We start from the raw sequence: 13,027 nt of genomic DNA, 5'->3' as shown, positions 1-13,027 counted from the left end.
AGCACACAAAAAAGCACCCCTAACAGTAATCAGCGGTCTACAACAAGGTTGTATTCCATGTCTACTTTAGGGGTGTGTTTGTTTTTTATTGACCGCCAGCCAGCCTTCTTCTATTGAACCCATTCCTTCTGGGAAACCACTCCGTACTTTCGTAGGAAGGAAATCTGTCCAGAATGAATCCCTGTATGATACATCAAACGGCCCACCGCTTCCAAGGGAGTTGAAGGGCCGATCGGGCACTTCATCGTTTCATGCCATTTCTCTTCCGGAAGCCCGGACATTCCCTCGATCAGGTGAGCATTCGAAGCATCTAGCAGCTGAATCAACTCGTTCAGGTTAGTAAAAACAGCTGGGCTGCCAGCCGAGCCCCGACTGGTTAGTACCTTCAGCTCCTCCGGCATAGGAAGTCCAAAGAACCAGAACGCAAACATGTATTCCACTTCCGCATTATGGCGGAGCATATAACCTACAGTTGCTGAATCATTTGCCAGCTGCAGCTGCAAATCATCCTCCTGCAAGCCTTTTACCATATCATGAAATCGTTGCTGGATCGCATTCCATACCGGCAGTATCGTTCCAAAGGTTGACATGCTGAATAAACTCCTCTCGTATTACAGTGTATTACTACTGGGCCTCATTCTTCGTGTCCGATGAACTGTGCCCCTCACGCGCAACATGCTGGAACTGATCTGCTGACAGATCAATATCATATGCCTGACCAAATCCCACCACATACCGTCCCTCCGAGGGCACCAGCTCAAATAATGAGAAATCCAAGCTCCGCAGCATAGTAATCAATTGAGGAGAGAAGACTTGCTTAAATTGATCAAAAATTTCTTCATTTCCCTCCTCCCCGATGTTCCTAGCCTCACAGGTAAAACGGGCACGCTCCCGCGCAAATAGATTCGCGCTTTCGGCTTCATCCGCAATCAGCATCACATCCACTGCAGAACGCTCTTCCAAATGGCGATAATGATTCGCAATGCGGCTTATGTAAATATAGAACTTTCCTCCCATTTTCACAAAAGGTGCATAGGATATAAACGGCCTTCCGTTCTCATCCGTCGTACTCAATACCAGTGTTTTCATGCCCCCTGCAAACTCCATATATTTTTCCCTGCTCGTCTCCGTATCCATCACTTTCATCTTTACGCCTCCCGGTATAAATTTATATTTTATGAAGTACATGTATCCGCGGATTGCTGTTATTCTTGATTTCGATATCGGTTTCTACTCCGTAAACTTCCCGGATCAATTCCCGGGTGAGTACTTCCTGCGGCGACCCGTATGCTCTTACATTCCCTTGTTTAACGACGCATACTTTATCACTATACATGCTGGCATGATTGAGATCATGGAGCACCATAACCACCGTGAGCTGCAGCTCACGATTCAATGTCTTAACAAGCTCCAGCACATCCAACTGATGAGCAATATCCAGATAGGTTGTCGGTTCATCCAGTAGTAATATTTTGGGACATTGGGCAAGAGCCATTGCCAGCCAGGCCTTCTGAGCCTCTCCTCCCGAGAGAGAATAAACCAGCCGCTCCCGGTAACGATCCATACCCGTCAGCTGCAGTGCCCATTCCATAATCCGATAATCCTCATCATTAAGCTGCTTATACCACTTCTTGTGCGGCATGCGGCCAAAAGTCACCAGCTCCTCAACCGTCATGTCCGTTGGACTGGAATTGGCTTGGGACAGCATGCTCAGCAGCCTGGATACATCGCGGATGCTTAAGCTCCGCAGCTCCTCCTCACCGATGAACACCTGCCCGCTCTCACAAGGGATAAGTCCTGTTATTCCTTTTAAAATGGTGGATTTACCCGAACCATTCGGACCGATGATGGACACCACCTCACCCGGCAGCACCTCAAATGAAAAATCACGAACAACGGATTTGTCCTCATACCGGATACTCATGGATTCAAGCTTCAGCATATCAAGCTCCCCCTTTACGCATGAGATACAGGAAATACGGGCCGCCCACCATGGCCATAATAATACCCGCTGGAATTTCCAGCGGACTGAATGCGGACCTTCCGATTGTATCGGCGACTATTAATACGCTGGCTCCCAGCACGAGGCTGAACGGGATGCTGTATTTATAGTCCGACCCAATGAGTATTCGGGACATATGCGGGACGATCAATCCTACAAAACCAACGAGACCGACCTTGGATACTGAAACCGAAGCCAGAAACACTGCCACAAAAGACAGCAAAATCCGGACTTGGTTCACATTTTGTCCCAGATGATGTGCAGCCTGTTCACCCAAGCGAAGCATGTTGGCTTGACGGATGCATAGAATAGCCATCAGCCAGCCTGCGGCGGAATACGGCAGGATCGCATAGACATCCCCCATGCCTTTTCCCGAAAGACTGCCGTTCATCCATTGCAGGGCCGCTGGCAATTTATCACTGTACAGAATCGACAATAATCCGATTACACCGCCAAATACTGCATTAACAGCTACCCCTGACAAAATAATCCGCACCGGCGTCATTCCCCGCTGTCTGCTCCAGGCCCAGGTATAGACCATAATCGCTGCAATGGCTCCGCCAACAATAGCTCCTAATGGAATTAAGGCGGAAAACTGCGGCATAACCAGCATGATAAACAGTACCGTGACGGCTGCCCCGCTTGAGACTCCGGTAAGGCCTGGATCAGCCAGCGGATTCTGCATGACAGCCTGAAGCAATGCACCGGAAGCAGCCAAATTAGCACCGATGATCAACGCCAGCAGGACTCGCGGAATCCGGATGTCCCACAGAATCGTGTTCCAATAATCATCTCCCCGCCCGATCAGCGTCTGCCAGGTCTGAGTCGGAGTTAGTCGGACGCTCCCGATGCCCATTGACATCATGACCGCAATGACCAAGAGGACAAAAGCGATGATCACCAGCAGCAGCTTCCTTTTTTGCTTTGCTTTAACCAAACTGAAACGCCTCCTTATTCACTGTACAGAATGGAGGACAGTGCTTTGTATGCCTCGGGAGCCTTGGTCAATGAAGCCACACCGAACAGGTTATAATCGAGCGGTTGCATTTTTCCATTCTTGAAGGCTTGCAGTTTCTCCCATGCTCCGTTCTTCTTCACATCTTCCTCAAACTTCTTTGCTACCGCATCGGCGTCACCATGGGCAACTAGCAGAATAACATCCGGATTGGCTTCAACTACACTTTCCATATTGAATGGGACATACGTTTCAGAAGATTTCAGGGTGTCAGCGACTACATTGGAAGCACCCAAATTCTTCGCTAAGCTGCCTGCAAACGTATTTTCATTCATGAGCATCAGATATTCCGTTGAACCGAACAGGAACATAACCTTCGGGGCCGTTTTACCTTCAACCGCGGTCAGGATCTGCGCCTCTTCCTTCGCAAAGGCTTGAAGCACTTCCTGTGCCTTGTCTTCTTTGCCATACAAGCGCCCAAGCGTCGCAGTTGATGCCTTCAGTTCATCCAGCGAGTCAACAGGCAGATAAGCTGCCGGAAGTCCGGATGGCTTAAACATTTTGTCGATGCTTTCCTTGATGGATGCAGGCGAGAGAATGGTGTCCGGCTGCAGTGCTGCAATCTTCTCCAAATCCGGCTGATGAGAAGATCCGATCCGTTCAACATCATCATATGCCGCCGGAAGCTGGCTCTGCGTGGAAGGAACGCCTGCCAGCTCAAGGCCCAGCGCGTTATACAATTCCGTAATGGCCACCGAGAGTGTTACCGCCGTTTCCGGGGTTTTTCCACCGAATTGCGCCAACAATTCGCTTACTTTTGCTTCATCAACTGCAACTTGTTCACCCGACGGTTCCTTGTTATCAACCGTGCTGTCCGTCGAAGAATCCTGATTGTCAGTTTCTTTTCCAGCTTCCACCGTGTTATCTGCCCCATCATCCCCAGAAACCACCTGCTGATTCGTCGCAGCTGCCTCACTTCCTGCTGGTTCTGTATTTCCACAGGCTACAAGCAAAATCAAGCTAATGATAAATATGTATAACTTCCATGAACCTATGCGCATTACGAAATCCTCCCATTAATTTGTAGTGTGTAATTGATAATGATTATCATTATACATAGAATGATAATCATTATCAATACTAAAATTTGAAATAAAACCCTTTGAGAACACACACCACGCCTTGTTGTTCTAAGATTTTCAAGTACATTGTAAATCTTGACGTGCTTTATGCCGCAGGGTAATCAAAAAAAGAGCAGACGGATCTACCGTCTGCTCTTGCCGTGCATATATTTATTCTCCTTCATCAGCCGTGCTCTTCGGAGCTTGTTCTTCTGAAAGCGAGCTTTCGTCAGCCAACGTATACGTGATGCCATCTGCAACAACCTTTTCGACTAATGACAAGTCGAGCACCTTATCCAGCTTCAAGACAACCTGACTTGTGTAAGACTGGTTTTCCTGAACATCATCTACGCTGCCCGAAGATAGAACATCTTCGTTCTCAGTGGTATCAGAAGAGCCTGTGCCCGCCCCTGTTGAAGAAGGAGTATCTTTTGCTTTTAACCCACCCTCAACAGCATCATCGGAGCCAGCCTCACTATCTTTTTCGGTGTTCCCAGTGGACTTATCCGCTTGTTGCTCTGTGTCAAGCTTTGTCTCCGGAGAGTCAGGGTTTGTCTCTGCAGGATCGGCATTTGTTTCGTCAGCCGTTTCCTGGGCACATTCCTTTGATAATTCTGAGCCTGTCGTCGAATCATACAAATTGCTTTCATCCTTGCCTATAATCTGAAGCTTGTCCACTTTGAATTCCTGGCAAGCCGCTGGCTGTTTAAAATGGAATATCAACTCGGTCTTATCAGCTTCCTCGCCTTCTCCCTTCACTGTCTTCGCAGTCAGGATTGGCTGCTCAGGATCGGTAACCGGTGAGGCAGGTTGTGAATTAACGGGAGGTGTCCCATCCGTATTCGGATCGGCCTCGCCATCCGCAGGTGTCTTCCCATCTTGGACCATAAAATAGATGCCGCCGGCCATGACAATCACAAGCAAAGCCGAAACTATTTGCACGAGCCGGGAATTCCGCCGCATGAAACGCACGAACGGCGAAGCCAACTCAGCCCTAACCTTCGTATATACCGGCTTAAGAGCAGGTGAAGGAGAACTGAAATAGGTTTTCACGTACTCTTTATTCTTGAAGGCCTCGCGGTCATATGTTTTAAAATATTGGACAATCGCATTTGCATAGGCCGGCACAAGCCCCCGTGCTTTAGAGAAAAGCGGCTGCTTGACAGACCACTCGATGTATTGGTATACCACTTCCGGGCTTTTGCCATGCTTATGCAAATAAAGGAGCAGCCCACGATAATCTACCGCACCGGACTGAATCTCGGTACAGAAGGCTAATGTGATGTCCTTAAAATTGGATGACACCACATCCTGTTGCAGCCACTTCCGCATAATATGCTGGGTTCGTTCCCGCTCCTCGGCTGAGAGATCAGCCAAGACTTCCTCCACCCTATCCTCTCCTGGAGAGCACCACTGGTAGAGCGCAAGCATGACAGCAGCCTTTGAGCGAATTCGGGAATCAAAGCGCTCCACCCACGCCTGGAACTCCTTCGGCATCCGCAGAAACCCAATGTCCAGCAGCTGCTTGCGGCTTAATTGTTCAGGTTCTAATTCGCGCAAGAGAAAGAGATTAGCCGCGTAGATTAAACGGTCCGCAAACGCAGTTCCGCCCGAATAACGACCAATTCCCTGCTTTGGATGATGCTCCAAAGAATCCAGTTGGTCCAGTACGGCATTTACCGCACTTACCGGTTCTGAGTCATGATGGAGTTTATCCACGAGCTGTGCTTCCGCCAGCCGGACATAGTTCTCCTGCTCCAGCAGGAGTGGATGATTCCGAACCCACAAGCTGATCAGATCGATCAGATCCGTAGGGGTTGCCGTTTGCTGCATGCTCTTTTTCATATAGGGATCGAACAGCAGAGCTGGCAGCCCTGGGCTGGTCAGCACCCTGGCATAGAAGGCTCGGCTTAGAGCCGGACTTTCCTCCAGCAATTCATAAATCGCTTGGGTCACATCCTGACGCTGCTTCGATAAGGCATTATTTAATGAGCGGATAAAAAACTCCACAATCCCGTCATTATGCTCCCGGGGGTTGATGTCGTGATAATCACGAACATATCCAGCAATCGCTGCATCCGGTACATGCCCGCCTTTGACAAGCTCAAATTCCTGGGCAAAAAGGATATGGAATAACTGATCCAGCCTTCTTTTTGCATTCAAGGCGCCTACCGGCTTCAAATAGAGCAGCAAGGCTCGCAGCACCGCATGCTTATGCTCACGGTATAGGTCCACTCTGCCTTCCTCGATCTCAAACAGCACACATAAGTCATCATAGCTATCCAGCGAGATCCTAAGTGAAGGCTCCATATCCGCAAGCATCTGCTCCGCAAAGGCATAAAAGCGTTCCGAGCGTTCCGGGTCCAGGAGAGTATCCCACGCAAAATTAAGATACGGCTGCTCGGACTTTTTCAGATCCACGTTGATGACTCTACCCGCCGCCAGTTCGAACAAGTAATCCTTCTCAATGCTGCGATCGCCCAGGCGTAAACCGCCCTTCTCCACAAACATGACGTGCAGCCCCTTCTTGCTCTGAGGCTCCTTGGCATAAGTGACAAAACCAAGCACTCGGCGCAGCGCATAGGGCAAGCGGCCAAACAACACAAAGAGCAGTTGCTCCGCCTTCGCGGACAACTGTTCCACCGGGACATCCAGCACAATGTATACCTTTTTCTTCCCTGCCGCAGCAGAAATGCATGCATACACCAGCTGCTTAAATACCTTCTCATCGATCCCCAGTTCCTGCAGCAAAGCCGGCGCAGCCTGGTTTGATACCGCCGCCTGTGAATCGGCTTGTACCGGAAGGGCTTGAAGCTGCGGTAAATCCATGCCCTCTTCGATATCATAATGATCGGCAAAGGAAGCCTGCAGCCAGGTCTGATAAGCGGAATGCTCATTATCATGGAAACCATCCGGAATCACATAATGATGCGTAAAGAAGGCACTTCGAAGTCCGGTGAAATCTGCTGGCTGAAATACACTTCGTCCCAGCACCGTCTCCCCTGTTTCCGTATGGAACAGATGCAGGGCAGGAGGATATGCTCCCGCTTCCTTCTCACTGCGTGCGGTTAACTCAGCGGGCGCTTCGTACTGGCAAAAGGGATGCAGCACTTTTTTGATAAAGGCGGCATCCAGGCCGGACGAACGGGCCACCGTATCAAAGCCTTCCGCCGAGCGGAATATGCCCCGCCGCTCCCGCGTGTACATCTGCTGCTGGATGGTTCGGGATGGGAAATCCGTCACGATTCTTCCCTCCCCTGAATATACTTCAGCTTATACAGAAGCCAAATAAACGGCTCATCCACGCGAATCGGGCTTACAACGCTCTGCAGCTTCTGATCGACCGGGTTGCTGCCAAGTGCCGATACGGCAAAGTACGCAGTATCCGAGAAATACACATCCATCGTGCCTTTGAACGGTCGGTCGACCTTCTCAATAAACCGGCTGATTTCGCCGTTAATATTCTCAAATTCGGTCATATTCAAATACTTGCGGTGGACCACATTGTTAAAAATATTGCTGTTCAGCTTCACATATTCGCCGTCCTCATCCTTAAGCGCGTGAAGCATATCACTCTTGGTTAAGACGACAGCCGTCGGAATATCCGTTTTTCCCTTATCCTCATAAGCGATGAAATCGCCGAACATTGTCAGCACGACATCCCGCGGCTCATCATACTGGGATACCCATTCCCCGGGCCGATCTCCGAATTTCAGGCGGATCTTCTCCCGGATGGAGCGGATTTGAAGCGGGTCCACCATAAACAGAATGCCTGCGGAATTCTTGATATGCTGACCATGGAGACCCAAATAATCCTCGTCTACCATGCCTTCACCTGCTACGTCAAAAAAGACAAGCGTTAACGGCGGCTTGGTCTCATCCTTGAACACGAATTGGAAAATGAACGGCTCCTGCATCTTCTCTTTCTGCGTAGACGCCAGCAAATCCCCGCGCTCGAACAACGGCTCTTCGTAACCTGTTCGGAACTTACGACTGATCTCGGCATTCAGCGGCATGCAGGCCGCATCAAAATGATCCGCAGTCGTATGCTGCAGCGTATGAATCAGCGAAGTCATATACACCGACTTGCCCACCTGCGAAGCACCGATGATCGAGATGATGTTGCTCGGCACCTTCCCGGCCGTTACCGGAAGCTCATTATGGCACTTCGGGCACAACCGTCTGCGCGTGACGACACCATAACGGTCGTTCAATCCAACCAGTACATGATCCGAATAGATATGCTTTTCCTCCGGTATATCGCTTGGACGGAGGATCGCTTCCATATCATAAACCGAATCCAGTCCGAAGCGTTCACGGTAACGATTCAGCTCTTCGTCTTCCCCAAGCGCATAATCCTCGTCGTCCTCACGGTCGTGGGCAGCCCGGAAGACCACCTCTTTCGGAGCAAACTTACTGAAACAGTAAGGGCATACGATATCATAAAATAGCGGCCTTGGCTCCGGCTCCGGTTTCTTCTTGAATATGTCAAAAATACCCATCGTCTGTACCTCCCTCTGAACCCATGAATTACTCCTCTGGTGCGTTCAGCATGATTACTGCTTCTTCCTATGATGATCTCTTATTTATAGACCAGCTTGTACAGTTGCCCGTACTTCTTCCCGTCGGTAAAAAACAAACGGATATAATCGTTTTTACCAACTTCAATCGCAGGCAGAACATTACGCCCCGCCACAAAATCGGTAACGAACGGATATAAGATTCCGTCTTCTTTATTGAGCGGGAAAGCCCCTGTCTTCTTCACGTAGCATAAAACTTCCTTTGGTACAGGCACTTCAGCAGTCACCTGAATTTCAATCGTCTTATAGGGCTGCAGCCATCGGCTTTTTTCGCGAATGGAGTACACCAGCAGGGCTTTACCCGTGCTGAACTGAATGCGATTAGCTGCGTCAGGCTGCGTAATTAACGTCATCTCTTCGCTGTCCGAAGACAAGGCATATACCGTATACGTAATTTGGCCAATTCCATCCAGCCGGTCCCGATACCCGTTATTTGCCTTATACTCATCGCGGGTATACAAACGCAGGTTGCCTGGCTCCAAGTGCGGGCTGCCTGCCAGTGAATGGAATCCGTCATCCAGCATGCGATGAATGTACACCGCCTGAAGCTCAGGCGGCCAGTTCCAACGGAGGGTACAGTACTCTTCGTCTAATTGATAGCTAAGTCCTTGAATGACCCATTCTCCGGGCTCTGCATTTTTAAAACGCATATTGAACGCTCCCTGCTTTAAAATCCTCGGCTTGTTGAATCATTCGACCGTTGTCCTCGTCCCGTTCGGCCCGGACGCTCCGCTCCTCGAGTTAACTTGTTGTTCTCCTTAACAGGTATTACCAACGTGAATAAGGCTATAACCCCCGCGAGAATGAAGCAGGCAAACAGACGAACTACCGCATCCTTTACCTCTCCACCGGAAAGGCCATATTCCAAAATAACGCCTGCCAGCAAACCGGCTACCGCACCGCCTACGCTAAAGCTAAGCGCAAGATGACGGTTATCAAATATGAGTCCGAGGGCGAGGCCCATGGCAACACCGATTAATAACATGGCCGCGATTCTTCCAAGTTGATAATACACGCTATCTTCCATAGCGCCCGTACGCTTCGTCAGCAATGTCCGGTCCCCGACATCGTTATAGATCTTCTGAAACACAAAAGACAGGTCCGTCGCATTCTGTACGTCATAGTATTGTCCGCCCGTTTCGTCTGCAATGGTCTGCAGCAGCTGGGCTCCTTCCGTATATACAAGGCTGAGGCCTATCGTATTTACCGCAATTTGCTGCTGTTTGTAGTCGGCAAGCACGCGCTCATGATCGGTTTCACTAAAACCGTCCGATAACATAATGACCATGGCGCTGCGGTCGGCAGCATGGCTTTCACGAATATGCGACATGGTATCTTCAAGCGCGAGACTAATATCCGTACCGCCATCCGTTGTGGCCAGGCTGTTGATTTTGGCGACAACCTCATCCTTCGCTGCCTGATCCTTAACAGGCGTAAAAGGCTGCAGCAATGTGGTGGCATGATCGAATACCATCACAGCTACACGGTTATCCTTATCCATACGGTTGATGAGATTCTTAGCAGCTGTAAAACGGTCCTGGTCGGGATCCGTTTCTATCATGCTCCCCGAATTATCAATGACCAGCACAATGTCCTTCACCGGCTTGGTGCTGCCTGGATTCAATTGGTACACCCATTCAAACAGCATGCCAAGCAAGAACAGGGCGACCAATGTAGATGGAATCAGCAGCTTCCATGAGGTGCCTGTGTATCGCTGTCTCCATGAGTTTCCATTCAAACGGGGAGAGATCAACTCGGCCACTAAACAAGCCAGGCCAATACACAAAGCCAGAACCCCGAAATAGATCCCCGTTACCACGATGACCGGGAGACCTGTCCCCCACTGGCGGAGCAGAAATTCCCCAATGACAAATCCAATTCCCCCACCGACTAGACTAAACAGCAGCAGGAGAGGGTTTATTTTTCGTTGCACAATATACCCCTACTCTCTGTATCAGAATCGAAGAACACTAGCGCAGCTCCGGAAGCATGGCCGGTTCTATTCCATGAAACTCATAACCATTTGCCGTATAGGTCTCGTAGTAGGTTCTGCCATTCCGGTAATACATCAGATCCTCCAGGTGGAAGCCCCCCATCAGGTTCAGCTTCTCGACCCCGCTCGAGCGCTTCTCATGCACGATACCCAGCTTGTATACACGCAAGGCTTCATCGGCTCTGATTGCATAGCGGACGAATTCACTATCGGCATCGCCAAAGAAGTATTTCTCCTCGTACCGATGCTCCTGTGTGTAGTCTAGCAGCCTGACCAAAGGAACCGAATGTTCGTCAAGCATACGGTACAGCACCTTAAACAGATCCTCCTTGGCCAGCACCTGTTTATTGTGATAGTCAATCGTTACATTCGCCCGCCGCAGCAGCTCTTCCTCAAACGTCTGCACGAACGGCTCTGCTGTCAATAGATCTCTTTCGCAGACCCGGATCAAATTCGCGAGGATCGGCTCCGTCCCTGCATCGGTAAGAATGGAAAGATTGCCGACATACCGCTCCTCGAAGAAAATACCTTGACCGCGCTTGCTCTCCAGTTCTTGCATCAGCTCTTCAGTGACCAGTCCATAATACTCCATAAGATTCTGGCCGATATAATCGTCCGCAGTACGTATGCTGGACTTTGCCGTTTCCAGCAGCTCCAATTCTAGCTGATCCAGTCTGTTCACCTGCTGCTTATAGTGATTATGAATCTGCTCAAGCCCCGACTCATACTGTCTGTACAAAGCAAGCTCCGTTTGAAGCCGAAGCAGCTCATATCTGCGCTGATAGACCACGCCTACAAAGTAACGAATGAATTGTCGTACGTTCTGCTTATCACGAAAAAGAAGTCTCTTAAACGGCTGGCTTTCTACACTCTCTTCATAATAACGGTCCAGTTCATCCTGCTCCGCCTTCAGAAGACTGCGGAGATCACGGATTCGGGAACGAACCGCTTCAAGCAAAATTCCTGTACCCGCATTATCGGCCGTCCACTCCACAATTTGGTAGCAGCCTATTTGCCGATGGCCGTTCATAGCACGCATAATCGCCACATGAAGCTCTTCAGAGGCCTCCATCTCTCCCAGCCTCTTCTGGATTTCTTGTTCGTAATTGCTATGAAAAAACTGTCGGCAGCCCTCACCGAACAGCGCCGCTTCCGCCTCGCGAATATTCATCTGCTTCAGCCCGGCATAACTGACGGGATGTGACATCATCCCCTTCAGCCCCTCCAGATGCTCAGCGCCTGGCAGCATCCGATCCACTCTTGCCGCTACGGCTTCAGGATCAAGATCGAAGTACGACAGACATTCATGAATCCCTGATTCCGCCCCGCTCTTCATTCGCCGAAGGAGTCCTCGATACAAGTGATACAGGACCGTCAGTGCAATCGGCTCGTTAGGCCGTTTTACCCTGGCAAACCCAGCGGAGACAAAGCCTTGGCGACCGGACTCGGTCATGATATTGCTTTTGAACGAAGTATTATTGTATATCCCTCTGATACCATCATAGGTTTCTTCCTTTTGCTTCCGGTTCTTAAGTAAACCCACATGGCAGATGATATCATAGATATCCTGCATCCCGGCATACCCGGTAATGCCGCGTTCATTCTTGTCGGACAGTACATAGACGAGGTCAAAGAGCGGTGATGGTGGGTGGGCGACCGGGATTGTCAGCCCATCCTCGGTTACTTGAAGCGGTGCGGAGAAACTGTACGTTCGGCTCTGCATCAGCTCCAGCTCCCGCAAGAAAGCAACGCCCAGCGAGCTTGCATGACCAAAGGAGTCAATCTGCTCTCCTTCATTAATAAGCGCGTACAAATCCATTTGTACAGATTTGAACGACTGCTGAAAGATGGACTCCGCCAACAGCGAAATTTCCGGGATGAACACATTACACGGGTCATCGACCCGTGTAATGATAGACAGATGAATTCGATCAAACGACGAATAGCTGCGTCCATAGTCCGAGATCTGATGACTTAGCCTCCGAATTGCTTGGTTCAACTCAGACAGAAGATGCAAATCTTGATAGAAATTCCGGTGCAGCTCTTTGCGCATCGATTTGGATGCTGTGCCGCCCGTTTCCGGCCATGGCAAACGGTATTGGTGCAGACGAGCAGAGGCCTTAGAGGCTTGGGTGCTTTCGGATGCATGTCTGCCTCCCTGTTCCATTCCCACATGAAAGTAGATGACACTTGCGCTGTTCTCCCATTTACGGTCATGAATTTCCATGATTGGTTCAATCGCCGTCGCCGTCTTATCCCCAATGAACAAATATACCTCTGGATAATGGATGACGCTCTGATCATCCCCCATCCGTGTAAGCTGCTCCTCCGACTTGGCATAGCCGGCAGCATACTCGCGAAGAATTTCCCTCATTG

At 49.9% G+C, this 13,027-nt stretch carries 10 protein-coding genes; all 10 read right to left on the bottom strand.

The window, feature by feature from the left end:
• Window positions 1-110: 110 nt before the first annotated feature.
• Window positions 111-590 carry a DinB family protein gene (locus tag AM231_RS20635; protein WP_054404312.1) on the bottom strand — a complete coding sequence of 160 codons (480 nt, stop codon included), beginning with the start codon at window positions 588-590 and terminating at the stop codon, window positions 111-113.
• Window positions 591-624: 34 nt separating this feature from the next.
• Window positions 625-1,146, bottom strand: coding sequence for a HugZ family pyridoxamine 5'-phosphate oxidase (locus AM231_RS20630; protein ID WP_054404311.1), 522 nt, complete (start codon window positions 1,144-1,146; stop codon window positions 625-627).
• A gap of 22 nt (window positions 1,147-1,168) precedes the next feature.
• On the bottom strand, window positions 1,169-1,942 hold the full coding sequence (locus AM231_RS20625) for an ABC transporter ATP-binding protein (RefSeq protein ID WP_054404310.1): 774 nt from the start codon (window positions 1,940-1,942) through the stop codon (window positions 1,169-1,171).
• A 1-nt stretch (window position 1,943) separates the two neighbouring features.
• A complete protein-coding gene (locus tag AM231_RS20620; protein WP_054404309.1) occupies window positions 1,944-2,939 on the bottom strand; it encodes a FecCD family ABC transporter permease in 996 nt (331 codons plus the stop codon).
• Between the two features lie 14 nt (window positions 2,940-2,953).
• Window positions 2,954-4,018, bottom strand: coding sequence for a helical backbone metal receptor (locus AM231_RS20615; RefSeq protein WP_054404308.1), 1,065 nt, complete (start codon window positions 4,016-4,018; stop codon window positions 2,954-2,956).
• A 231-nt stretch (window positions 4,019-4,249) separates the two neighbouring features.
• Complete coding sequence (locus AM231_RS20610) at window positions 4,250-7,321, bottom strand: GAP1-N2 domain-containing protein (protein ID WP_054404307.1); 3,072 nt, start codon at window positions 7,319-7,321, stop codon at window positions 4,250-4,252.
• Window positions 7,318-8,580 (bottom strand): hypothetical protein, encoded by a 1,263-nt coding sequence (locus AM231_RS20605; protein ID WP_053491361.1) that lies wholly within the window; start codon window positions 8,578-8,580, stop codon window positions 7,318-7,320. The genes AM231_RS20610 and AM231_RS20605 overlap by 4 nt, the downstream gene beginning before the upstream one ends.
• An 80-nt stretch (window positions 8,581-8,660) precedes the next feature.
• Window positions 8,661-9,308 (bottom strand): hypothetical protein, encoded by a 648-nt coding sequence (locus AM231_RS20600; RefSeq protein ID WP_054404306.1) that lies wholly within the window; start codon window positions 9,306-9,308, stop codon window positions 8,661-8,663.
• A 17-nt stretch (window positions 9,309-9,325) separates the two neighbouring features.
• Window positions 9,326-10,591 carry a vWA domain-containing protein gene (locus AM231_RS20595; RefSeq protein ID WP_054404305.1) on the bottom strand — a complete coding sequence of 422 codons (1,266 nt, stop codon included), beginning with the start codon at window positions 10,589-10,591 and terminating at the stop codon, window positions 9,326-9,328.
• A 37-nt stretch (window positions 10,592-10,628) separates the two neighbouring features.
• On the bottom strand, window positions 10,629-13,025 hold the full coding sequence (locus tag AM231_RS20590) for a hypothetical protein (RefSeq protein ID WP_054404304.1): 2,397 nt from the start codon (window positions 13,023-13,025) through the stop codon (window positions 10,629-10,631).
• Between the last annotated feature and the right edge of the window lie 2 nt (window positions 13,026-13,027).

The organism is Paenibacillus solani (assembly GCF_001277345.1).
Lineage (GTDB): Bacteria > Bacillota > Bacilli > Paenibacillales > Paenibacillaceae > Paenibacillus_AQ > Paenibacillus_AQ solani.
Note: the sequence above shows the minus strand (reverse complement) of the source record. Positions and strands in the feature narration are given on the sequence as shown.